This is a genomic window from Enterobacter sp. MGH 33, from assembly GCF_000534535.1.
Taxonomy (GTDB): domain Bacteria; phylum Pseudomonadota; class Gammaproteobacteria; order Enterobacterales; family Enterobacteriaceae; genus Enterobacter; species Enterobacter hormaechei_C.
On sequence record NZ_KI973212.1, the window covers coordinates 1,690,500 to 1,713,971 of the forward strand.

General features: G+C 54.0%; 22 protein-coding genes and 3 tRNA genes. 19 read left to right on the top strand and 6 right to left on the bottom strand.

Annotated features, from left to right (window positions below; all coding sequences use genetic code 11):
• Positions 1–49: 49 nt before the first annotated feature.
• Entirely contained in the window at positions 50–766 is a 717-nt protein-coding gene (locus L379_RS15915; protein WP_017384967.1) for a GntR family transcriptional regulator, read from the bottom strand.
• Between the two features lie 170 nt (positions 767–936).
• Between L379_RS15915 and mngA the strand changes: the two genes are divergently transcribed.
• The 18 genes from mngA (at position 937) to pnuC (ending at position 17,454) form a co-directional block, all read left to right on the top strand.
• Entirely contained in the window at positions 937–2,853 is a 1,917-nt protein-coding gene (gene mngA, locus L379_RS15910) for a PTS 2-O-a-mannosyl-D-glycerate transporter subunit IIABC (protein ID WP_032652996.1), read from the top strand.
• Positions 2,854–2,876: 23 nt separating this feature from the next.
• Positions 2,877–5,513 (top strand): mannosylglycerate hydrolase, encoded by a 2,637-nt coding sequence (mngB, locus tag L379_RS15905; protein WP_032652998.1) that lies wholly within the window; start codon positions 2,877–2,879, stop codon positions 5,511–5,513.
• A 679-nt stretch (positions 5,514–6,192) separates the two neighbouring features.
• Positions 6,193–7,761 (top strand): cytochrome ubiquinol oxidase subunit I, encoded by a 1,569-nt coding sequence (cydA, locus tag L379_RS15900; RefSeq protein WP_003858601.1) that lies wholly within the window; start codon positions 6,193–6,195, stop codon positions 7,759–7,761.
• Positions 7,762–7,776: 15 nt separating this feature from the next.
• Positions 7,777–8,916 carry a cytochrome d ubiquinol oxidase subunit II gene (gene cydB / locus L379_RS15895; protein ID WP_023303309.1) on the top strand — a complete coding sequence of 380 codons (1,140 nt, stop codon included), beginning with the start codon at positions 7,777–7,779 and terminating at the stop codon, positions 8,914–8,916.
• A 14-nt stretch (positions 8,917–8,930) separates the two neighbouring features.
• The gene (gene cydX, locus L379_RS15890; protein WP_003858598.1) at positions 8,931–9,044 is read left to right on the top strand and encodes a cytochrome bd-I oxidase subunit CydX; all 114 of its coding nucleotides are present in this window, start codon (positions 8,931–8,933) and stop codon (positions 9,042–9,044) included.
• Positions 9,044–9,334 (top strand): cyd operon protein YbgE, encoded by a 291-nt coding sequence (gene ybgE / locus L379_RS15885; RefSeq protein WP_032653000.1) that lies wholly within the window; start codon positions 9,044–9,046, stop codon positions 9,332–9,334. The genes cydX and ybgE overlap by 1 nt, the downstream gene beginning before the upstream one ends.
• A gap of 148 nt (positions 9,335–9,482) precedes the next feature.
• Positions 9,483–9,887, top strand: coding sequence for a tol-pal system-associated acyl-CoA thioesterase (gene ybgC, locus L379_RS15880; RefSeq protein WP_003858593.1), 405 nt, complete (start codon positions 9,483–9,485; stop codon positions 9,885–9,887).
• A complete protein-coding gene (tolQ, locus tag L379_RS15875) occupies positions 9,884–10,576 on the top strand; it encodes a Tol-Pal system protein TolQ (RefSeq protein WP_003858590.1) in 693 nt (230 codons plus the stop codon). Before ybgC ends, tolQ begins: the two co-directional genes overlap by 4 nt.
• Positions 10,577–10,579: 3 nt before the next feature.
• Positions 10,580–11,008 (top strand): colicin uptake protein TolR, encoded by a 429-nt coding sequence (gene tolR, locus L379_RS15870; protein WP_003858589.1) that lies wholly within the window; start codon positions 10,580–10,582, stop codon positions 11,006–11,008.
• A gap of 28 nt (positions 11,009–11,036) precedes the next feature.
• Positions 11,037–12,272, top strand: coding sequence for a cell envelope integrity protein TolA (gene tolA, locus L379_RS15865; protein ID WP_032653002.1), 1,236 nt, complete (start codon positions 11,037–11,039; stop codon positions 12,270–12,272).
• A gap of 100 nt (positions 12,273–12,372) precedes the next feature.
• Positions 12,373–13,665 (top strand): Tol-Pal system beta propeller repeat protein TolB, encoded by a 1,293-nt coding sequence (gene tolB, locus L379_RS15860; protein ID WP_032653004.1) that lies wholly within the window; start codon positions 12,373–12,375, stop codon positions 13,663–13,665.
• A 34-nt stretch (positions 13,666–13,699) separates the two neighbouring features.
• Positions 13,700–14,221: a peptidoglycan-associated lipoprotein Pal gene (gene pal / locus L379_RS15855; protein WP_003858578.1), complete on the top strand. Its 522-nt coding sequence runs from the start codon at positions 13,700–13,702 to the stop codon at positions 14,219–14,221.
• 9 nt (positions 14,222–14,230) lie between these two features.
• Positions 14,231–15,019, top strand: a complete 789-nt coding sequence (gene cpoB / locus L379_RS15850) for a cell division protein CpoB (protein ID WP_003858574.1) — start codon at positions 14,231–14,233, stop codon at positions 15,017–15,019.
• Positions 15,020–15,180: 161 nt separating this feature from the next.
• A tRNA-Lys gene (locus tag L379_RS15845) sits at positions 15,181–15,256 on the top strand.
• 27 nt (positions 15,257–15,283) lie between these two features.
• A tRNA-Val gene (locus L379_RS15840) sits at positions 15,284–15,359 on the top strand.
• Positions 15,360–15,362: 3 nt separating this feature from the next.
• A tRNA-Lys gene (locus L379_RS15835) sits at positions 15,363–15,438 on the top strand.
• Positions 15,439–15,668: 230 nt separating this feature from the next.
• A complete protein-coding gene (nadA, locus tag L379_RS15830) occupies positions 15,669–16,712 on the top strand; it encodes a quinolinate synthase NadA (protein ID WP_032653006.1) in 1,044 nt (347 codons plus the stop codon).
• Positions 16,713–16,734: 22 nt separating this feature from the next.
• Positions 16,735–17,454, top strand: a complete 720-nt coding sequence (gene pnuC / locus L379_RS15825) for a nicotinamide riboside transporter PnuC (protein WP_023296141.1) — start codon at positions 16,735–16,737, stop codon at positions 17,452–17,454.
• On the opposite strand, the gene zitB is transcribed toward pnuC, so the two are convergent.
• Both zitB and L379_RS15815 read right to left on the bottom strand, forming a co-directional pair.
• The gene (gene zitB / locus L379_RS15820; protein WP_017384958.1) at positions 17,451–18,389 is read right to left on the bottom strand and encodes a CDF family zinc transporter ZitB; all 939 of its coding nucleotides are present in this window, start codon (positions 18,387–18,389) and stop codon (positions 17,451–17,453) included. The genes pnuC and zitB overlap by 4 nt on opposite strands.
• A 99-nt stretch (positions 18,390–18,488) precedes the next feature.
• Positions 18,489–18,848, bottom strand: a complete 360-nt coding sequence (locus L379_RS15815; RefSeq protein ID WP_003858566.1) for a protein YbgS — start codon at positions 18,846–18,848, stop codon at positions 18,489–18,491.
• A 304-nt stretch (positions 18,849–19,152) separates the two neighbouring features.
• Between L379_RS15815 and aroG the strand changes: the two genes are divergently transcribed.
• Positions 19,153–20,205 (top strand): 3-deoxy-7-phosphoheptulonate synthase AroG, encoded by a 1,053-nt coding sequence (aroG, locus tag L379_RS15810; protein WP_032653008.1) that lies wholly within the window; start codon positions 19,153–19,155, stop codon positions 20,203–20,205.
• 61 nt (positions 20,206–20,266) lie between these two features.
• Here the strand turns inward: aroG and gpmA are convergent, their stop codons facing one another.
• The 3 genes from gpmA to galK all read right to left on the bottom strand — a co-directional run bounded on the left by gpmA (position 20,267) and on the right by galK (position 23,470).
• On the bottom strand, positions 20,267–21,019 hold the full coding sequence (gpmA, locus tag L379_RS15805) for a 2,3-diphosphoglycerate-dependent phosphoglycerate mutase (protein WP_006809557.1): 753 nt from the start codon (positions 21,017–21,019) through the stop codon (positions 20,267–20,269).
• 265 nt (positions 21,020–21,284) lie between these two features.
• Positions 21,285–22,328: a galactose-1-epimerase gene (gene galM / locus L379_RS15800; RefSeq protein WP_023303316.1), complete on the bottom strand. Its 1,044-nt coding sequence runs from the start codon at positions 22,326–22,328 to the stop codon at positions 21,285–21,287.
• On the bottom strand, positions 22,322–23,470 hold the full coding sequence (galK, locus tag L379_RS15795) for a galactokinase (protein WP_032653009.1): 1,149 nt from the start codon (positions 23,468–23,470) through the stop codon (positions 22,322–22,324). Before galK ends, galM begins: the two co-directional genes overlap by 7 nt.
• Between the last annotated feature and the right edge of the window lie 2 nt (positions 23,471–23,472).

The window sequence follows — 23,472 nt, forward strand, 5'->3', positions numbered from 1 at the left end:
AAAAAAATGTCCGTTTCGACATGGTTGGCCGCTGTAAAGCGGCCTTTTTTTATTGCCTGCGTTTAGCCACCAGAGTGAATTTATAGTCGTCGGTGTTAAACACGTTGCGACTGTATTCAAATACCCGGCCGTCTTTCAGAAAGCCACGAGAGACTTTTTCCAGAATCGGTTTTGCCGGATCGAGCGCCAGGGCGGCAATCGCCTCATCCGATGGCATGACTGGCACCAGCTCCTGCTCGCTGCGATCGATCACCATCTTTTTGATCTGCTCAATGTAATGGTATTTCGACTGTTCCATCACTTCCCAGGTGAGGTCGGGGAACATCGCCAGCGGCATCCATGTCTCTTCCAGATTCACCGGCTTTTCCCTGATGAAGCGTACGCGCTTGACGTGCCAGACCTTATCATCCGGATTGAGCGCAAGTTTTGCCGCGAGCCGCTCATCGGCTTTCACCACTTCGAAGACGCTGACGTCGCTGTGCGTATCGACGTTGCGATCCGCTAACTTTTCGTAAAAGCCGGTGAGCTGATAAATATCGTAATTCACCCGCTCCTCTTTTACATACGAGCCGCTGCCCTGAATACTTTCGATGATCTGCTCGTCGGCGAGCAGCTTCAAAGCCTGCCGCACGGTGACCCGGCTGACGCTAAACGCCTCCTGAAGGCTGGATTCCGTCGGCAGCGCGTCGCCAGGTTTTAACTCACCAGCATTAATTTTCTCGCGGAACGCATCGGCGATCTGCCGGTACATCGGTTTATTGCCCATTGTGTCGCGCCTTTTTAATACGTTTTCAGGGAATTATGCCTTCAGTGGTAAATTTGTAAATAATACAAATAAGATACAAATATCGGTGTTAGTGAAAATGATCACATAAATGTATTATCCGGTCTGCCACAATCCTGCCCAGACAATAACTTTGGATAGGTGAGGATCTTATGAACCTGACGACTCTGACCGACCCCCGTGCTGTCTGCGTGCAGGCGCAGTTTACCAGCCGTGATGAGGCAATCCGTCAGCTTGCGACGCGGCTGGTGGCGTTGGGCAAAATAGCCGACGCCGATACGTTTCTGGCAGACGTTTTCCATCGGGAATCGCTTGGCCCGACGGCGCTGGGCGAGGGGCTGGCCGTACCTCATGGTAAATCAGTGGCGGTAAACGAAGCGGCTTTTGCCGTGGCCACACTGCGTGAGCCGCTGGCCTGGGAAGGTGTGGACGGACCGGAGGAGGTCGAGCTAATTTTTCTGCTCGCCATTCCTCCCGCACAAGCGGGATCAACGCATATTCAGGTCCTGACGGAACTGACGTCTCGCCTGGCGGATGACGAGCTCAGGGCGCGCGTGATGACGGCGACCAGCGCGGAAGCGGTGCTTGCGGCGCTGGAAACGGCGCCTGACGCACAAGAAACCGCCGTTGCGGAGAATGCCCCGACGATCGTCTGCGTTACCGCCTGTCCGGCCGGGATCGCCCATACCTACATGGCAGCGGAGTATCTCGAAAAAGCGGGACGTAAGCTCGGCGTCAATGTGGTGGTCGAAAAGCAGGGGGCAAATGGTATTGAGGGGCGCATCACCGCGCAGCAGTTGCAGGAGGCAAAAGCGTGTATCTTCGCGGCGGAAGTGGCGATCAAAGAGCGTGAGCGTTTTCAGGGGATGCCCGCCATTTCCGTGCCCGTCGCGGAACCCTTACGCCATGCGGAAGCGCTCATTGAGCGTGCGCTGGCGCTACAGCCTGTATCCGATGCGCGTCCTGCGCACGTCGACACGGACGCGAAAAAGTGCGTTAAAACCGAACTCAAGCAGGCGCTGCTCAGCGGTATCTCCTTTGCGGTACCGCTGATTGTCGCCGGCGGTACGGTGCTGGCGGTGTCGGTACTGCTGGCGCAAATCCTGGGCTTGCAGCATCTGTTCGATCAGGAAAACTCGTGGCTGTGGATGTACCGCAAACTGGGCGGCGGGATGCTCGGTATTCTGATGGTGCCTGTTCTGGCGGCCTATACCGCTTACTCGCTGGCGGATAAACCTGCGCTAACGCCGGGCTTTGCGGCGGGTCTTGCCGCCAATATGATCGGCTCTGGTTTTCTCGGGGCCATCGTCGGCGGGCTGATTGCGGGCTACCTGATGCGCTGGGTGAAAAACCACATCCGGCTGAGTAGCCGCTACAACGGCTTTCTGACCTTTTATCTCTATCCGGTGATTGGCGTGCTGGGCGCAGGCAGCCTGATGCTGTTTGTGATCGGCGAACCGGTGGCCTGGATCAATAACGCCCTGACCGCCTGGCTTAACGGTCTGTCCGGCGCGAATGCGCTGCTGCTGGGGGCGATCCTGGGCTTTATGTGCTCGTTCGATCTGGGCGGTCCGGTCAACAAAGCCTCTTACGCGTTCTGTCTGGGAGCGATGGCCAATGGCGTATACGGGCCTTATGCGATTTTTGCCTCCGTCAAAATGGTATCGGCCTTTACCGTGACGGCATCAACGATGCTGGCTCCGAACCTGTTCAAACAGTTCGAAATTGAAACCGGCAAGTCCACCTGGCTGCTGGGGCTGGCGGGCATCACCGAAGGGGCAATTCCGATGGCTATCGAGGATCCGTTGCGGGTCATTGGCTCATTTGTTCTGGGGTCAATGGTGACCGGAGCGATTGTCGGGGCGATGGGGATTGGGCTATCCACCCCCGGCGCGGGCATTTTCTCGCTCTTCTTACTGCATGATGCCGGGCTGGGCGGCGTGATGGCCGCTGTCGGCTGGTTTGGCGCCGCGCTGGCTGGCGCCGCAATCTCTACGCTCATTTTACTGCTCTGGCGACGCCAGGCCGTGAAGAGCGGCACCTACGTGACTGAAGACATACCATCGTAAACACGCACTGACAGGAAACGAAGATGAAAGCTGTATCTCGCGTTCATATCACGCCACATATGCACTGGGACCGGGAGTGGTACTTCACCACCGAAGCGTCACGTATTCTTCTGGTCAATAATATGGAAGAGATCCTCACTCGTCTTGAGCAGGACGCAGAGTATAAATACTACGTACTCGACGGCCAGACGGCGGTGCTGGAAGATTATTTTGCCGTGAAACCGGAAAACAGGCCACGCGTGAAGGCACTGGTGGCGGCCAGGAAGCTGATTATCGGGCCGTGGTATACCCAGACGGATACCACCCTTGTTTCCGGCGAGTCGATTGTCCGAAATCTGATGTACGGTATACGCGACTGTCTGGCCTTTGGCGAGCCCATGAAAATTGGCTATCTGCCGGACTCCTTCGGCATGTCCTCCCAGTTGCCGCACATTTACAACGGTTTTGGCATCACGCGCACCATGTTCTGGCGCGGGTGTTCCGAGCGGCACGGTACCGATAAAACCGAATTTCTCTGGCAAAGCCTGGACGGCAGCGAAGTGACGGCACAGGTGCTGCCGCTGGGCTACGCGATTGGTAAGTACTTACCGGAGGATGAGGCCGGGCTACGCAAACGGCTCGACACGTACTTCGAGGTGCTGGAAAAAGCCTCCGTGACGAAAGAAATTTTGCTGCCTAACGGCCATGATCAGATGCCGCTCCAGCAGAACATCTTTGCGGTGATGGATAAGCTGCGCGAAATCTATCCGCAGCGTCAGTTTGTGATGAGCCGCTTCGAGGAGGTGTTTGACCACATTGACGCGCACCGCGATGAACTGGCGACGCTGAAAGGGGAGTTTATTGACGGTAAATATATGCGGGTGCACCGGACGATAGGCTCCACGCGGATGGATATCAAAATCGCCCACGCCCGGATAGAGAATAAAATCGTCAACGTCCTTGAGCCGCTGGCCACGCTTGCCTGGACGCTGGGCTTTGAGTATCACCACGGCTTGCTGGAAAAAATGTGGAAAGAGATCCTCAAGAATCACGCCCATGACAGTATCGGCTGCTGCTGTAGTGACAAAGTGCATCGTGAGGTGATGTCCCGCTTCGAGCTGGCGGAAGACATGGCCGATAACCTGACGTGCTTCTATATGCGCAAGATTGTTGACAACATGCCGCAGAGCGAGGAAGACAAACTAGTGATGTTTAACCTCACGCCCTGGCCGCGTGAGGAAGTGATTAACACCACGATACGTCTGCGCGCCAGCCAGTTCCGCCTGCTGGACGATAGGGGGAATGAAATCCCTTACTGCCCGCGCAGCGCGCGTGAAATCGACCCCGGCTTGATTGACCGGCAAATTGTGCATTACGGCAACTACGATCCCTTTATGGAGTTTGATATCCAGCTCAATCAGATCCTGCCATCAATGGGTTACCGCACGCTCTATATCGAGCCGCACGTGGCCGGCAAGCTGCTGGCGGCAGAAAAATCGTCGGAGGCGTTGCTGGAAAATGCTTTCTGGGAAATAACGTTAAACGACGACGGCACCCTGCGTCTGCTCGATAAAGCGTCCGGGCTTATCTATGACCGCGCGCTGGAAATAGAAGAGAGCTCGGATGATGGCGATGAGTACGACTACTCGCCTTCACGGGAAGAGTGGAGACTCACTTCCGCTCAGGGCGAGCATGAGGTTGAGGTGATCCACGAGGCCTGGCAGAGCAGGGCGGTGATCCGCCATCGCATGGCGGTGCCGGCGGATCTCGCCGAACGTTCTGCGCGTCAGCAGACGGGAACGCTTGAGGCAGAGCTCACGGTCACGCTCAGCCATAACAGCCGACGTATCGACGTTGAGGCGCGTCTCGGAAATCACGCGGATGACCACCGTGTGCGGGTGCTGATCCCGACGCCATTTACCACAGACACGGTGTTAGCCGATACCCAGTTCGGTTCGCTGACGCGTCCTGTACAGGATGAAGCGATGGCGAACTGGCAGGAGGAGGGCTGGAAGGAAGCGCCGCTGCCGGTGTGGAATCTGCTTAACTACGCTGTGCTCCAGGAACGGCGTAACGGGATGGCGCTGTTTACCGAAGGGTTACGCGAATTTGAAGTAACTGGCGAGCGTCAAAAAACGTTTGCCCTGACGTTGCTTCGCGGCGTGGGGGTGCTTGGGAAGGAAGATTTACTGCTGCGCCCCGGCAGACCGTCCGGGATCAAAATGCCGGTGCCTGATTCGCAGATGCGGGGCCAGTTAACCTGTCGCTTTAGCCTGTTCAGTTTTAATGGTACGCCCGTCAGTGCTGGCGTTGCGCAGCAGGCGAAGTCGTGGTTAACGCCAGTGCACTGCTATAACAAAATCCCGTGGGATGCGATGAAGCTTAACCGCGCCTCTTTCACCACCCCTTGTAGCTATAGCCTGTTAACGCTGGCGCCTAACGGATGCGTACTCAGTGCGCTGAAAAAAGCGGAGGATCGTGACGAGATGATTCTTCGTCTGTACAACCCTGCGGAGACCTGCTCCGGTGATGTGGCTTTGTCTGTGAACCGTGAGGTCCAGGCCTGTTGCGAAACGGACATGAATGAGGTGCGCAAGGCGCAAGGGGAGGAGGGTTCAGCCATTACGGGGTCTTTCCGGCCAGGCCAGTCACGCACCTTTAGCATAAAAATTGAAAGGTAATCCTCCGAACAAAATAAAGGCCGCATTCCTGCGGCCTTTATTTCATCAAATAGTCACGAAAGGGTGTTAATTTTAAGATTATTAAAGGTGAATGAAATGTAATCTTTTCGGCGGGTAGCAAAGCGAAAGAAAAATACTGTGAAGCAGATAACATTATATGTTTATCTTCCGGCAAAATGCGTTTTTTCTTGCGCGTTAATAAAAATCACAACTGTTTATATTATCTTCTGGCTTTTATAACCAATAACGCCTTTAAATATACATATTGTTAACAAGGTTTTTACTATCCGCACCACAAAGAAACATCATTAACAGCTCTGACTGTTTTTGATTTAAATCAATGTTTAATCCTTGGAAAAAGCCTCCGAAAGGCGTTAAATTGTTCCCGATCAAAATGGCCGAAAAGTGGTAATTTTGCTATAAATTGATCGCCGTCGAAAAACGTAAATCTGTTCGAATAAAAACCTGTTTATTGTAAGGGTTTTGCAGCGTATTATATTTACGGGATCAATTTGGTTTTTTCTTAACGTATTTGTAACCTTTCATCATTGCTTTTTCCTCCTGAAGAGAATAAGCAACGAAGAAGGGAAGCAGATAACTTTGTATTGGGGCATGCGTGTGGATCCTTATCTAACGGGGTTCACTCTCGGAGTCTTCATGCGATGAGCAAGGAGTCATAATGTTAGACGTAGTCGAACTGTCGCGCTTACAGTTTGCCTTGACCGCGATGTACCACTTCCTGTTTGTGCCGCTGACGCTCGGTATGGCGTTCCTGCTGGCCATCATGGAAACGGTTTACGTCCTCTCCGGCAAACAGATTTATAAAGATATGACCAAGTTCTGGGGCAAGTTGTTTGGTATCAACTTTGCGCTGGGCGTGGCAACCGGTCTGACCATGGAGTTCCAGTTCGGGACAAACTGGTCTTACTATTCCCACTATGTAGGGGATATTTTCGGTGCGCCGCTGGCCATTGAAGGTCTGATGGCCTTCTTCCTCGAATCCACCTTTGTAGGTCTGTTCTTCTTCGGTTGGGACCGTCTGGGTAAAGTCCAGCATATGGCGGTAACCTGGCTGGTGGCATTAGGCTCCAACTTGTCCGCACTGTGGATCCTGGTGGCGAACGGCTGGATGCAAAACCCAATCGCATCTGATTTCAACTTCGAAACCATGCGTATGGAGATGGTCAGCTTCGCTGAGCTGGTCCTGAACCCGGTTGCCCAGGTTAAATTCGTTCACACCGTGGCGTCTGGCTATGTGTGCGGCGCGATGTTCGTGCTGGGCATCAGCTCCTACTATATGCTGCGCGGCCGTGACTTCGCGTTCGCCAAGCGTTCTTTTGCTATCGCAGCAAGCTTCGGTATGGCCGCGATTCTGTCCGTGATTGTTCTGGGTGATGAATCCGGTTACGAAATGGGCGACGTGCAGAAAACCAAACTCGCCGCAATTGAAGCTGAATGGGAAACCCAGCCGGCACCGGCAGCGTTTACCCTGTTCGGCGTGCCTGACCAGGAAGCGCAGGAAAACCGCTTCGCCATTCAAATTCCTTACGCTCTGGGTATTATCGCCACGCGCTCCGTCGACAAACAGGTGACTGGCCTGAAAGATCTGATGGTGCAGCATGAAGAGCGTATCCGTAACGGGATGAAAGCCTACTCGCTGCTGGAACAGCTGCGCGCCGGCTCTACCGACCAGGCCGTTCGCGATCAATTTAACGACGTGAAGAAAGACCTCGGTTACGGTCTGCTGCTGAAACGCTATACCCCGAACGTCTCCGACGCGACGGAAGCGCAGATTCAGATGGCAACCAAAGACTCTATTCCACGCGTTGCGCCGCTGTACTTCGCGTTCCGCATCATGGTGGGTTGCGGCATTATCATGCTGCTGATCATCGCGGCCTCGTTCTGGTCAGTCATTCGTAACCGTATCGGTGAGAAAAAATGGCTGCTGCGCACCGCGCTGTACGGTATCCCACTGCCATGGATTGCTATCGAGTCCGGCTGGTTTGTTGCGGAATATGGCCGTCAGCCGTGGGCGATCGGTGAGGTGCTGCCAACAGCGGTAGCGAACTCCTCCCTGACCGCAGGCGACCTGATCTTCTCCATGCTGCTCATTTGCGGTCTGTACACCCTGTTCCTGGTGGCTGAACTGTTCCTGATGTTCAAGTTCGCGCGCCTTGGCCCAAGCAGCCTGAAAACCGGTCGCTACCACTACGAGCAGTCTGTTGCGACTACTCAGCCGGCACGCTAAGACAGGAGTCATCAAATGATCGATTATGAAGTATTGCGTTTTATCTGGTGGCTGCTGATCGGTGTTCTGCTGATTGGTTTCGCGGTCACCGATGGTTTCGACATGGGCGTGGGCATGCTCACCCGTTTCCTCGGTCGTAATGACACCGAGCGTCGAATCATGATCAACTCCATCGCCCCGCACTGGGACGGTAACCAGGTGTGGCTGATCACCGCAGGCGGCGCGCTGTTCGCTGCCTGGCCGATGGTCTACGCGGCTGCGTTCTCCGGCTTCTATGTGGCGATGATTCTGGTGCTGGCTTCTTTATTCTTCCGTCCGGTGGGTTTCGACTACCGTTCCAAGATTGAAGACACCCGCTGGCGTAACATGTGGGACTGGGGCATCTTCATCGGTAGCTTCGTTCCACCGCTGGTCATTGGTGTGGCGTTCGGTAACCTGTTGCAGGGCGTACCGTTCCACGTCGACGAATATATGCGTCTGTTCTACACCGGTAACTTCTTCCAGCTGCTGAATCCGTTTGGTCTGCTGGCAGGCGTGGTGAGCGTGGCGATGATCATCACCCAGGGGGCAACCTATCTCCAGATGCGTACCGTAGGTGAACTGCATCTGCGTTCCCGCGCTACCGCTCAGGTGGCAGCGCTGGTGACGCTGGTCTGCTTCGCTCTGGCAGGCGTGTGGGTGGTGTATGGTATTGATGGATACGTGGTGACGTCCGCTATCAACCATGCTGCACCGTCTAACCCGCTGACCAAAGAAGTGGCGCGTCAGGCCGGTGCATGGCTGGTGAACTTCAACAATACCCCTGTGCTGTGGGCTATCCCGGCTCTGGGTGTGCTGCTGCCACTGCTGACCGTGCTGACGTCTCGTCTGGAGAAAGGCGCTCTGGCGTTCGTATTCTCTTCCCTGACGCTGGCGTGCATCATCCTGACGGCCGGTATTGCGATGTTCCCGTTCGTGATGCCATCCAGCACCATGATGAATGCCAGCCTGACCATGTGGGATGCAACGTCCAGCCATATGACGCTGAACTTAATGACCTATGTGGCTTGCGTGTTCGTTCCGATTGTTCTGGCTTACACCATCTGGTGTTACTGGAAAATGTTCGGTCGTATCACTAAAGAACATATCGAAAGCAACACCCACTCTATGTACTAAGTAAGGAGCTGAATATGTGGTATTTCGCATGGATTTTAGGGACGCTTCTTGCCTGTGCGTTTGGTGTCATCACTGCCCTGGCGCTTGAGCATGTAGAAGCGACCAAAGCAGGTGAAGAAAAGCACTAATGAATATTATCGCAACGTTATATGCGGTAATGGATAAGCGCCCTTTGAGGGCGCTTTCCCTCATTATGGCATTACTGCTGGCAGGCTGTATCTTCTGGGACCCGTCGCGCTTCGCGGCGAAAACCAGCGAGCTTGAAATCTGGCACGGCTTCCTGATTATGTGGGCGGTGTGCGCAGGCGTGATTCACGGTGTCGGCTTTCGTCCGAAAGCGCTACACTGGCAGGGCATCTTCTGCCCAATGATTGCCGATCTGGTTCTCCTCGCCGGTTTGATTTTCTTCTTCTTCTGAATAAGAAATGTCCGTTAACGTTATGGGCTTACCCTGGCCCATAAAAATTTACTCTCCGTTTACTTTCTCCCATTCCAAACCATCATTCCCGCGCGTATAGTAGCGAAGTTTGAAAGCTCCAACTTTTCTTGTATTACCGGGATGTAAAGTGAATACAACGCTGTTTCGATGGCCGGTACGTGTCTATTACGAAGATACCGATGCCGGTGGTGTGGTCTACCACGCCAGCTACGTTGCTTTTTATGAACGGGCACGCACAGAGATGCTGCGCCATCATCACTTTAGTCAACAGGTGCTGTTGGCTGAGCGAGTTGCCTTCGTGGTACGCAAGATGACGCTTGAGTATTTTGCGCCTGCCAGACTCGACGATATGCTCGAAGTCCAAACAGAAATTACATCAATGCGCGGAACTTCACTGGTTTTCACGCAGCGGATAGTCAATGCAGAGAACACGGTACTGAACTCAGCTGAAGTCCTGATTGTCTGTGTTGATCCAACCATAATGAAGCCTCGTGCGCTTCCTAAGTCTATTGTCGCGGAGTTTAAGCAGTGACTGACATGAATATCCTTGATTTGTTCCTGAAGGCAAGCCTTCTGGTTAAACTTATCATGTTGATTTTGATTGGTTTTTCAATCGCATCCTGGGCCATCATCATCCAGAGAACGCGTATCCTCAATGCCGCTGGCCGCGAAGCCGAAGCGTTTGAAGATAAGTTCTGGTCGGGTATTGAGCTTTCGCGTCTGTACCAGGAAAGCCAGGGACGCCGTGATAACCTTTCAGGCTCCGAACAAATTTTCTATAGCGGTTTCAAAGAGTTCGCTCGCTTACATCGCGCTAACAGCCATGCGCCGGAAGCCGTGGTAGAAGGGGCGTCGCGTGCGATGCGCATCTCCATGAACCGCGAACTGGAAAATCTTGAAACGCATATTCCTTTCCTCGGAACCGTTGGCTCCATCAGCCCGTATATCGGCCTGTTTGGTACGGTGTGGGGGATCATGCACGCCTTTATCGCCCTTGGGGCGGTGAAGCAGGCAACGTTGCAGATGGTTGCGCCGGGTATCGCAGAAGCACTGATCGCGACCGCAATCGGTCTGTTCGCCGCAATTCCGGCGGTAATGGCGTACAACCGTCTGAACCAGCGCGTGAACAAACTGGAACTGAACTACGACAACTTTATGGAAGAGTTCACCGCGATTCTGCATCGTCAGGCGTTTACCAGCACCGAGAGCAACAAGGGGTAAACCATGGCCAGATCGCGTGGACGAGGTCGTCGCGAGCTCAAGTCCGAAATCAATATCGTTCCGTTACTGGACGTGCTGCTGGTGCTGCTGCTGATCTTTATGGCGACGGCGCCCATCATCACCCAGAGCGTGGAAGTTGATCTGCCGGATGCGACAGAATCACAGGCGGTAAGCACCAATGACGATCCTCCGGTCATCATTGAGGTTTCCGGCGTAGGGCAGTACAGCGTGGTGGTAGAGAAAGATCGTATGGATCAGCTTCCGCCAGAGCAGGTTATTGCTGAAGCGCAACGACGCCTGGAGTCAAATCCGAAGACGGTCTTCTTAATCGGTGGTGCGAAAGACGTACCATATGATGAAATTATCAAAGCGCTGAACTTGCTACATAGCGCGGGCGTTAAGTCAGTTGGCTTAATGACTCAGCCTATTTGATCATCTGCGTAGTTTTTGGGAACCGATAGTGTCAAAGGCAACCGAACAGAACGACAAGCTTAAGCGAGCGATAATCGTCTCCGCAGTGCTGCACGTAATTCTTTTTGCAGCGCTGATCTGGAGTTCGTTCGATGAGCACCTTGATGCATCAGGCGGCGGTGGGGGCTCGTCCATCGACGCCGTCATGGTGGATCCCGGTGCGGTAGTGCAGAACTATAATCGCCAGCAACAGCAGCAGGCGAGCGCAAAACGCGCGGAAGAACAGCGTGAAAAACAGGCGCAACAGCAGGCGGAAGAGCTGCGTGAAAAGCAGGCCGCCGAGCAGGAACGTCTGAAGCAGCTTGAGAAAGAGCGTTTGCAGGCGCAGGAAGCCGCTAAAGAGCAGGCGGAGCAGCAGAAACAGGCTGAAGCCGCAGCGAAGAAGGCGCAGGAACAGCAGAAGCAGGCGGAAGAGGCGGCAGCCAAAGCCGCGGCTGATGCAAAAGCGCAGGCTGACGCACAGGCGAAATTAGCGGCTGACGCGGCGAAGAAAGCCGCTGCTGATGCTCAGAAAAAAGCGGAAGCAGAAGCTGCGAAGAAAGCCGCTGCTGATGCCCAGAAGAAAGCGGAAGCAGAAGCCGCGAAGAAAGCCGCTCAGGAAGCAGAGAAGAAAGCTGCTGCCGATGCTGCGAAGAAAGCGGCTGCTGCCGAGAAGGCTGCGGCTGAAAAAGCGGCTGCCGCTGAAAAAGCTGCGGCTGATAAAAAAGCGGCTGCCGAGAAAGCTGCCGCAGCTAAAAAAGCTGCTGCCGAAAAAGCCGCAGCCGACAAGAAAGCTGCCGCTGAAAAAGCCGCTGCCAGGAAGGCCGCTGCTGAAAAAGCTGCCGCTGAAGCAGCCACCGCTGACGATATCATTGGCGACCTGAGTTCTGGTAAGAATGCACCGAAAACGGGCGGTGGGGCGAAAGGAAGTAACGCAGCACCGGCAGGAAGTGGTAACACTAAGAACAACGGTGCTTCTGGCGCTGAGATCAACGACTATAAGAATCAGATTGCTGCGGCTATATCCAGCAGGCTTAACGATAAATCATTGTATACAGGGAAAACATGCAGACTGCATATTAAACTGCATACTGATGGTACCGTGCTGAGCGTTGAGTCTGAAGGAGGCGATGACGCATTATGCCAGGCTGCACTTGTGGCAGTGAATCAGGCAAAACTGCCAAAACCTCCGTCACAGGCTGTCTATGAAGTGTTCAAAGACGCTTCGCTGAACTTTAAGCCATAAGCAGAGCTGCGGTTATCGGGTTCTGATAGTTTTGTGTATTTGAGTTTGTTAACCTTCTGCTAAATTATCCAGGACTTATTGTTCGGATAAGGGAGATATGATGAAGCAGGCATTACGATTAGCTTTTGGTTTTTTAGTACTGTTGACGTCAGCAGTGCATGCCACAGTAAGCATCGACATTACCGACTGGAACGACTCAGCGCGTCCAATCGGTGTCGTTCCGTTCCAGTGGGCAGGCCCGGGCGCTGCGCCTGAAGATATTGGCGGCATTGTTGCAGCTGACCTGCGTAACAGCGGTAAATTTAACCCCTTAGATCGTTCTCGTCTGCCGCAGCAGCCGGGTACCGCTCAGGAAGTTCAACCTGCTGCATGGTCTGCACTGGGCATTGATGCCGTGGTTGTCGGACAGGTTACTCCTGCGCCAGACGGCGGCTATAACGTTGCTTATCAGCTGGTGGATACCGGCGGTGCGCCGGGTACCGTTCTGGCTCAAAACACGTATAAGGTGAACAAGCAGTGGCTGCGTTACGCAGGCCATACGGCGAGTGACGAAGTGTTTGAGAAGCTGAGCGGTATTAAAGGTGCGTTCCGTACTCGTATCGCGTACGTAGTACAGACCAACGGCGGCCAGTTCCCTTATGAGCTGCGCGTCTCTGATTACGATGGCTACAACCAGTTCACCGTACACCGTTCACCACAGCCGCTGATGTCTCCGGCATGGTCTCCGGACGGCTCTAAGCTGGCGTACGTGACCTTCGAAAGCGGCCGTTCCGCGCTGGTTATCCAGACGCTCTCTAACGGTGCTGTGCGTCAGGTTGCGTCATTCCCGCGTCACAACGGTGCGCCTGCGTTCTCTCCGGACGGTACCAAACTGGCGTTTGCCCTGTCTAAAACCGGTAGCCTGAACCTGTACGTGATGGATATTGGTTCTGGTCAGATCCGTCAGGTCACGGATGGTCGTAGCAACAACACTGAGCCAACCTGGTTCCCGGACAGCCAGAATCTGGCCTTTACGTCTGACCAGGCAGGTCGTCCACAAGTTTATAAAGTGAATATCAACGGCGGAGCAGCGCAGCGTATTACCTGGGAAGGTTCTCAGAACCAGGATGCTGACGTCAGTGCCGATGGTAAAACGATGGTAATGGTCAGTACTGCGGGTGGTCAGCAGCACATTGCCAAACAAGATCTGGTAACGGGGGGCGTACAAGTACTGTCGTCAACGTTCCTGGATGAAACGCCAAGTCTGGCACCTAACGGCACCATGGTAATCTACAGCTCTTCTCAGGGGATGGGATCCGTGCTGAATCTGGTTTCTACAGATGGGCGTTTCAAAGCGCGTCTTCCGGCAACTGATGGACAGGTAAAATCACCTGCCTGGTCGCCGTATCTGTAATAATAATTAATTGATTACTAAAGGAATCTTAGAAATGCAACTGAACAAAGTGCTGAAGGGGCTGATGATCGCTCTGCCTGTTATGGCAATCGCAGCGTGTTCTTCTAACAAGAATGCAAGCAATGACCAGAGCGGCGAAGGCATGATGGGTGCCGGCACCGGTATGGACGCTAACGGCAATGGCAATATGTCTTCTGAAGAGCAAGCGCGTCTTCAGATGCAGCAGTTACAGCAGAACAACATCGTTTACTTCGATCTGGATAAATACGACATCCGTTCTGACTTCGCTGCAATGCTGGATGCGCACGCAAACTTCCTGCGTAGCAACCCGTCTTACAAAGTCACCGTAGAAGGTCATGCGGACGAACGTGGTACTCCAGAGTACAACATCTCCCTGGGTGAACGTCGTGCAAACGCTGTTAAAATGTACCTCCAGGGTAAAGGCGTTTCTGCTGACCAGATCTCCATCGTTTCTTACGGTAAAGAAAAACCAGCAGTACTGGGTCACGACGAAGCGGCTTACTCCAAAAACCGTCGTGCCGTACTCGTTTACTAAGAGAATTGCATGAGCAGTAACTTCAGACATCATCTGATGAGTCTGTCGTTACTGGTTGGAATAGCGGCCCCCTGGGCCGCTTTTGCTCAGGCACCAATCAGTAGTGTCGGCTCAGGCTCGGTAGAAGACCGGGTCACTCAACTCGAGCGTATTTCTAACGCTCACAGCCAGCTTTTAACTCAACTCCAGCAGCAGCTTTCCGATAACCAGAATGATATTGATTCCCTTCGTGGTCAGATCCAGGAGAGTCAGTATCAGCTTAATCAGGTTGTGGAGCGCCAGAAGCAAATTTTGTTGCAGATGGATAGCCTGAACAGCGGCGGAGCAGCAGCACAGCCAGCAGCAGGCGATCAAAGCGGTGCGGCAACGCCTGCACCTGCGGCAGATGCCTCCGCGTCGTCTGGTGCGCCTGTACAGAGCGGTGACGCGAATACGGACTACAACGCGGCCATTGCCCTGGTGCAGGACAAATCGCGCCAGGACGATGCTATCGTTGCGTTTCAGAACTTCGTTAAGAAGTACCCTGATTCCACTTACCAGCCAAATGCGAACTACTGGCTGGGTCAGTTGAATTACAACAAGGGTAAAAAGGATGATGCGGCGTTTTATTTTGCCTCTGTGGTGAAAAATTACCCGAAATCACCGAAAGCGCCTGATGCGATGTATAAAGTCGGCGTGATCATGCAGGACAAAGGCGACACTGCAAAAGCCAAAGCGGTTTATCAGCAGGTGGTTGCAAAATTCCCGGGTACAGACGGCGCCAAACAAGCGCAAAAACGTTTGAGTTCGATGGGTTGATTATCGCATGACCAGAAATCGCGTCATTTCTGGTCGTGCAGCATGATTCCTAAGCAGTTAAGTGATCTTCATCGAAATTTTTGTTGCGCAGAATTCTTAAATCAGTAATATATGCCGCCGTTGCCACGGGATATCAAACAACGTGAAAGCAGCGCAAAAGTGGGTCGTTAGCTCAGTTGGTAGAGCAGTTGACTTTTAATCAATTGGTCGCAGGTTCGAATCCTGCACGACCCACCACTTAAAGCAGTTCTGGCAGTACAGAGTGGGTGATTAGCTCAGTTGGTAGAGCATCTCCTTTACACGGAGGGGGTCGGCGGTTCGAGCCCGTCATCACCCACCACTCGGGTCGTTAGCTCAGTTGGTAGAGCAGTTGACTTTTAATCAATTGGTCGCAGGTTCGAATCCTGCACGACCCACCAGTGTTGAAAGGCGCCCTAAAGGCGCCTTTTTGCTATCTGTCGTTCGCCAGTGCCTTGTAGGTCGGGTAAGGCGAAGCCGCCACCCGACAGATGCTACCGGCATCAATTCCCGATGACATTCTTCCTCAAATTCGCTATCTTGTTTAGTATACAAAACACCATTGCCTCATTTTTGTTATCTCATGCAAAACAAAGGCAATATTGTTAAGCCAGTAAAACGAGAAGCCATAATGAGTGTGATGTTTGATCCCGAAACCGCAATCTATCCCTTCCCGCCGAAGCCCGCTCCGCTAAGCCGGGATGAAAAACAGTTCTATCGTGAAAAAATTAAGCGCCTGCTTAAAGAGCGTGATGCGGTGATGGTGGCGCATTACTACACCGACCCGGAAATTCAGCAGCTGGCAGAAGAGACGGGCGGCTGTATCTCAGACTCCCTGGAAATGGCGCGTTTCGGTGCAAAACATCCTGCCTCCACGCTGCTGGTTGCAGGTGTGCGCTTCATGGGCGAAACGGCAAAAATTCTCAGCCCGGAAAAAACCATACTGATGCCGACGCTGAATGCCGAATGCTCCCTTGACCTCGGTTGCCCGATTGATGAGTTCACCGCCTTCTGTGATGCCCACCCTGATCGTACCGTGGTGGTCTATGCCAACACGTCTGCGGCGGTGAAAGCCCGGGCAGACTGGGTAGTGACCTCCAGTATCGCCGTTGAGCTGATTGAGCATCTGGACAGCCTGGGGGAGAAAATCATCTGGGCGCCCGATCGTCACCTGGGAAACTATGTACAAAAACAAACCGGTGCGGATGTGCTGTGCTGGCAGGGCGCCTGTATCGTTCACGACGAGTTTAAGACCCAGGCCCTGACGCGCATGAGAGGGTTATATCCGGACGCCGCGATTCTGGTGCACCCGGAATCCCCGCAGTCCATCGTCGACATGGCGGATGCCGTCGGGTCAACCAGCCAGCTCATTCATGCTGCGAAAACCCTGTCACACAAGCAGCTCATTGTGGCGACCGATCGCGGTATCTTCTACAAGATGCAGCAGGCCGTGCCGGAAAAAACGTTGCTCGAAGCGCCGACCGCCGGAGAAGGGGCGACCTGCCGAAGCTGCGCGCATTGCCCGTGGATGGCGATGAATGGGCTCAAAGCGATTGCGGAGGGCCTGGAGAACGGTGGCGAAGCGCATGAGATCCATGTGGATGCCGCTCTGCGTGAAGGCGCGTTAATTCCACTTAACCGTATGCTGGATTTTGCGGCTACACTACGTACTTAACTTATTACGCCCCGGAGAAAAAATGGATTTTTTTAGCACACAGAACATCCTGGTTCATATCCCGATTGGTGCGGGCGGCTATGACCTGTCGTGGATTGAAGCGGTGGGTACGCTGGCCGGTTTACTCTGTATCTGGCTGGCCAGCCTTGAGAAGATCAGCAACTATGCGTTCGGGCTGATAAACGTCACGCTGTTTGCGATCATCTTCTTCCAGATCCAGCTCTACGCCAGCCTGCTTCTACAGCTGTTCTTCTTCGCAGCCAATATCTATGGCTGGTACGCCTGGTCTCGGCAAAACAGTCAGCAGGAGGCGGAACTGCAAATCCGCTGGCTGCCGTTGCCAAAAGCCATCGCCTGGTTCGCGGCCTGCGTGGTGGCTATCGGCTTTATGACCGTCTTTATTGATCCGGTATTTGCCTTCCTGACGCGCGTGGCGGTCTCGGTCATGTCGGGTCTGGGATTAAATGTGACGATGCCTGAGCTTCAGCCGGATGCCTTCCCGTTCTGGGATTCCTGCATGATGGTGTTGTCGATTGCCGCAATGATCCTGATGACCCGTAAATACGTTGAGAACTGGCTGCTGTGGGTGGTCATCAACGTCATTAGCGTGGTGATTTTTGCCCGCCAGGGTGTTTATGCCATGTCGCTGGAGTACATGCTGCTGACGGTCATTGCCCTGAACGGCAGTCGCATGTGGATTAACAGCGCGCGTGAGCGTGGCTCGCGCGCGCTTTCCCGTTAATGGTGATGGGCGTGTGAGTGGCCGGACTGCGCCTCGTTCAGGTGACAGTCTGGCCCGTTACATGGCTGATACTCCATCTGGATGGTGGCGTGCGCAATTTCGTAGTGATGCTCAAGGAAGTGCCGAATACGTTCAAGCAACGCATCGTGATCGTGGGGCGGAATAACCTGAACGTGCAGCGTCATAAGCGGTTTCTCACCCACCAGCCAGACGTGAACGTGGTGAACGTTACGGACTTCAGGAATGGAACGACACAGATTGCGTTTTAGCTCGCCAATATCCAGCGACGTGGGAGCGCCTTCCAGCAGCTCATTGACGCTCTCTTTCAACAGCCGCCAGGCACTGCGTAATACAAGGCACGATACCAGCACGGAAAGAATCGGGTCGATGGGAGTCCAGCCCGTGCCCATAATGATCAGCGCGGCTACGATGGCCCCTACGGAACCCAGCAGATCGCCCAGCACATGAAGCGCCGCGGCCCGTACGTTCAGATTTTTTTCACTGCTGCCGCGGTGCAATATCCAGAACGCCAGAATATTGGCGACCAACCCGGCAATGGCGATAACCATCATTGTCGTCCCGGCTATCGGTTGTGGATGCCGAAAGCGCTGAAAAGCCTCCCAGACGATAAGAAGAGTAATCACCACCAGTGCAATCGCATTCACAAAGGCGGCAAGCGTGGTCAGTCTGAGCCAGCCAAAGGTGTGGCGGGTATTGGGAGGGCGACGGGCAAACTGCACGGCCAGCAGAGCAAACAGGAGCGCGGCAGCGTCGGTCAGCATATGCCCGGCATCGGCCAGCAGCGCCAGCGATCCGGATATCAGCCCGCCTATTACCTCAATTATCATAAAGGTGGCAGTGACGCCAAAAGCCAGCAGAAGCCGTTTGGCATTTTCATCGCCAGTGGAGTGGGAATGGGAGTGGGAGTGCGCCATGGTATCGTTCCTGATTTATTATTATTTTTAGTTTAGCGTTTTTAAGAGCTTAAATAAAAAAGGAGAGCATTCGCTCTCCCTGTTTTACCTTACGGAAGGTTACTGGGTAGTACCGTCCGTTTTGGTATTGGCATCGCTGCCTACTTTGTCATTCGGGTCCGGGCATTTCCCGTCTTTACACACTGAGTTTTTATGAACCTCGTCGGTAGTCATACCCTCATGGTTCATCGTGCCTGTGTTCGTCCCGCCGGTGTTGGTATTGCCCGTGTTGATATTACTGTTATCAACATTGTTTGGCGCAATATTCTGTTTTGCATCCGGCGCAACCTGGCCTGCTTCGGCAGCGGCATTCGCGTCGCCGTTGCTGCCGGATGAGCCTGCGTCAGCAGCCAGTACGCTACCGCTTGCCAGAGTAAGGGTTGCCGTCAGGAAAAGCGTAGTCAGTTTCGTCATTTTCATCATGGTGCTCCTGTTCTTATCGTTACGCTGGATAACATTCTCCAACAGTGCATCTTGTTCAGTGGCGAAAGATCCCAGTTTCCTGATTTATGTCAGGATGGAATCGCGTATAAATATTTAAAAACAGTCGTTACAAGTAAAAAGCTTAGGCGAGATCTCATTTTTCGCTATTTTGTTGTGTATTTTAGGCGAATTCCAGGAATTATCTGCGCGAAGTGTAAAAGCCCGTTTACACTTCGTGGCCGACAAGTTAGATTGAAAGGATTGCTTTCATTACTAAAGATATGGCAGAGCCGGAAAGAAGATGAATTATCAGAACGACGATTTACGCATTAACGAGATCAATGAGTTATTACCTCCCGTAGCGCTCCTTGAAAAATTCCCCGCCACCGAAAATGCCGCCAACACGGTGTCTCATGCCCGCAAGGCGATCCACAAGATCCTGAAAGGTAGCGACGATCGTCTTCTGGTAGTCATTGGGCCGTGCTCCATTCACGATCCTGCTGCGGCCAAAGAGTATGCGTCGCGTCTGCTCGCCCTGCGTGAAGAGCTGAAAGGCGAACTGGAAATCGTGATGCGCGTTTATTTCGAAAAACCGCGTACCACCGTGGGCTGGAAAGGGTTGATCAACGATCCGCATATGGACAACAGTTTCCAGATTAACGACGGCCTGCGCATTGCGCGTAAGCTGCTGCTGGAGATCAACGACAGCGGGCTGCCTGCTGCCGGAGAATTCCTCGATATGATCACCCCGCAGTATCTGGCTGACCTGATGAGCTGGGGCGCTATTGGCGCGCGTACGACGGAATCTCAGGTTCACCGTGAGCTGGCGTCTGGCCTGTCATGCCCGGTGGGTTTCAAAAATGGCACTGATGGCACCATTAAAGTCGCTATTGACGCCATTAATGCGGCTGGCGCGCCGCACTGCTTCCTGTCGGTGACCAAGTGGGGCCACTCCGCTATCGTGAATACCAGCGGTAATGGCGATTGCCATATTATACTGCGCGGCGGTAAAGAGCCTAACTACAGTGCTAAACACGTAGCGGAGGTAAAAGCAGGGCTGGAGAAAGCGGGTCTGGCACCGCAGGTGATGATCGATTTCAGCCATGCCAACTCCAGCAAACAGTTTAAAAAGCAGATGGAAGTCGGCGCAGATGTGTGTCAGCAAATCGCCAGCGGTGAACGCGCAGTGATTGGGGTGATGATTGAGAGCCATCTGGTGGAAGGCAACCAGAACCTGGAGGGCAGTGAGCCGCTGGTCTACGGTAAGAGCGTGACGGATGCCTGCATTGGCTGGGACGATACCGATGCGATCCTGCGTCAGTTGGCGGATGCGGTTAAAGCGCGTCGCGGCTAAGTTTGTCCCGGGCAATAAAAAAGCGTGGATTGCTCCACGCTTTTTTTATGTCCGGGGAATATTACTTCGCTTTACCCTGGTTCGCCACGGCCGCCGCTTTTGCAGCGATTTCGTCGGCGTTACCCAGGTAGTAATGTTTAACTGGCTTGAAGTTTTCGTCGAACTCGTACACCAGCGGCACGCCGGTAGGGATATTCAGCTCGAGGATTTCATCTTCACCCATGTTGTCCAGGTATTTCACCAGCGCACGCAGGGAGTTACCGTGAGCAGCGATAATGACGCGCTCGCCGCTTTTCAGGCGTGGCAGAATGGTTTCGTTCCAGTAAGGCACAACGCGGTCAATGGTCAGCGCCAGGCTTTCGGTCTGCGGCAGTTCAGCCTCAGTCAGCTTCGCGTAACGCGGATCGTGGCCCGGGTAGCGCTCGTCATCTTTGCTCAGCTCTGGAGGCGTGACCGCAAAACCACGACGCCACTGCTTAACCTGCTCGTCACCGTATTTTTCTGCGGTTTCCGCTTTGTTCAGACCTTGCAGCGCACCGTAGTGACGCTCGTTCAGTTTCCAGGATTTCTCAACCGGCAGCCAGGCCTGATCCAGCTCGTCCAGAACGTTCCACAGGGTATGGATGGCACGTTTCAGCACAGAGGTGTAAGCAAAGTCAAAGGTGAAGCCTTCTTCTTTCAGCAGTTTACCTGCCGCTTTTGCTTCGCTCACGCCTTTCTCGGACAGATCAACGTCATACCAACCGGTGAAGCGGTTTTCGTTGTTCCACTGGCTTTCGCCGTGGCGCACCAGGACAAGCTTAGTATTAGCCATTTCTTACTCCTCAAGCATTTTGAATGATAACAATTCTCATTATATTGCCGTGACTGTGCCAGCAGCAACGCTTAACCCTAACCATAGCGAAAATAGTTCGAGAGTGTAAGATGCATGTGAATCCAGGGTTATGATTTTGTCTGCGATCGCCGCTATTTTCAGCAAGGCGGAGATAAAAAAGCCCTCGCGATGAGGGCCAGTCTTTTTTGCCGGATGGCGCTTCGCTTATCAGGCCTATATTCGTAGGCCCGTGCGCCGCCGGACATTAAGCGCGCGGAATGAAATGATACTCGGTGACGCTTACGTACTCTTCACCCGGACGTAGCACGCAGTCCGGCTGCGGCCATTCAGGATGGTTAGGCGTGTCCGGAAGGAACTCGCTCTCCAGCGCCAGTCCTTGCCAGGCGCCGTAGGCGTCATGTTCACGCGCCGTGGTACCCTCCAGATAGTTACCGGAGTAGAACTGTAGGGCGGGGGCGGTGGTGTAGACCGTCATCTGTAACTTCTCATCAGCAGACCAGACCTGTGCGGCAGGTTGAGAAAGATCGCCTTTTGCCTGCAACAGGAACGCGTGGTCGTAGCCTTTCACCTTGCGCTGATCGTCATCACTCAGGAAATCCTGAGCAATGGTTTTCGGCTGACGGAAATCAAAGCTATTTCCGCTTACCGGTTTCAGCCCCTGATAAGGGATACCCATCTCATCGACCGGCAGATACTCATCCGCCAGGATCTGGAGTTTGTGGCTGCGGACATCGGTCTGATTACCGTCAAGGTTGAAATAGGCGTGGTTAGTCAGGTTGACCGGGCACGGCTTATCGACGGTCGCGCGGTACTCAATGGCGATGCGATTATCTTCGGTCAGGGTGAAGCGCGCGGTTGCGGTGAGATTGCCCGGGAAGCCCTGGTCTCCATCGAGGGAGTCCAGAGAGAACCAGACCTCACCGTCATTTTGCTGCACAATCTTCCAGCGACGTTTATCAAACCCTTCCGGGCCGCCGTGCAGCTGATTTTCGCCCTGGCTGGCAAGCAGGGAATACGTTACGCCGTCCAGCGTAAACCGGCTTCTGGCGATGCGGTTAGCGTAGCGGCCTATGGATGCGCCCAGAAAAGCAGTCTGCTCGATATACTGCTCCGGCGATGCGCAGCCAAGCAGGGTTTCGCGCACGCTGCCGTCAGGCATCGGTACGCGGGCAGAAAGTAACGTTGCGCCCCAGTCCATCAGCGTAACCACCATCCCGGCGCTGTTGCGCAGGGTTAACAGGCGATACGGCAGACCATCCGGTGCGAGTGTCGGTGTTTCGTTTAGCACTGTCCGGCTCCTTGTGATGCTTTACAGACATAGAAAGTTTCTTTGATGCCCGTTTTGGCTTCGTACTGTTTAGCCACCGCGTCCTGAATGGCAGGGACCAGCTCTTCCGGCACCAGGGCGACGACGCACCCGCCGAATCCGCCGCCGGTCATACGCACGCCGCCTTTGTCGCCAATCGTGGCTTTCACGATTTCAACCAGGGTGTCGATTTGCGGCACGGTGATTTCGAAATCGTCACGCATGGAGGCATGCGATTCGGCCATCAGCTCGCCCATCCGCTTCAGGTCACCTTTTGCCAGCGCGGAGGCGGCTTCTACGGTACGGGCATTTTCCGTCAGTATATGACGCACGCGCTTCGTGACAACCGGGTCCAGCTCGTGGACAACCTTGTTAAATTCATCAAGTGAGACATCACGCAGGGCTGGCTGCTGGAAGAAGCGCGCGCCGGTTTCGCACTGTTCGCGACGGGTGTTGTACTCGCTGCCCACCAGGGTGCGTTTGAAGTTGCTGTTGATGATCACCACAGCCGCCCCTTTAGGCAGCGGAACCGCTTTGGTCCCGAGGGAGCGGCAGTCAATCAGCAAAGCATGTTCTTTCTTGCCCAGCGCGGAAATCAGCTGATCCATAATGCCGCAGTTGCAGCCTACGAACTGGTTTTCCGCTTCCTGACCGTTGAGGGCGATTTGCGCCCCGTCCAGCGGCAGATGATAAAGCTGCTGGAACACGGTGCCGACCGCCACTTCCAGCGATGCGGAAGAGCTTAATCCCGCCCCCTGCGGCACGTTGCCGCTGATCACCAGATCGGCCCCGCCGAAATTCTTGTTACGCTTTTGCAGGTGCTTCACCACGCCGCGAACATAGTTCGACCACTGCTGGCTGTCGTGGGTCACGATCGGCGCATCGAGGGAAAATTCGTCAATTTCGTTGCCGTAATCCGCGGCGATCACTCGCACATGACGATCGTCGCGTTTCGCGCAGCTGATCACCGTCTGGTAGTCGATGGCACACGGCAGGACAAAACCGTCGTTATAGTCGGTGTGCTCGCCGATCAGATTAACGCGGCCAGGCGCCTGGATAACATGGGTGGCAGGGTAGCCAAATTTTTCAGCAAACAGGGATTGTGTTTTATCTTTCAGACTCATTT